1 protein-coding gene is annotated in these 233 nt (G+C 60.5%); it reads left to right on the top strand.

Features of this window, described 5'->3' with window-relative positions:
- Positions 1-34: 34 nt before the first annotated feature.
- A partial coding sequence (locus tag HMPREF0072_RS10860; RefSeq protein WP_004831180.1) for an amino acid kinase family protein occupies positions 35-233 on the top strand: 199 nt, incomplete at its 3' end.

The raw sequence follows: 233 nt of genomic DNA, 5'->3' as shown, positions 1-233 counted from the left end.
AAAGGGCGCCCTTCACGGAATCAGGCGGTTTGAAATGGCTTTGATCGTACAGAAGTTTGGAGGGACCTCCGTCGGCACCGTCGAGCGTATCGAGCAGGTGGCCGAGAAGGTGAAGAAATTCCGCGAAGCGGGCGATGACGTCGTCGTGGTGGTATCCGCCATGAGCGGCGAGACCAACCGTCTGATCGGCCTGGCCAACCAGATCATGGAGCAGCCGGTTCCGCGCGAACTGG

The organism is Anaerococcus lactolyticus ATCC 51172 (assembly GCF_000156575.1).
Lineage (GTDB): Bacteria > Bacillota > Clostridia > Tissierellales > Peptoniphilaceae > Anaerococcus > Anaerococcus lactolyticus.
Note: the sequence above shows the minus strand (reverse complement) of the source record. Positions and strands in the feature narration are given on the sequence as shown.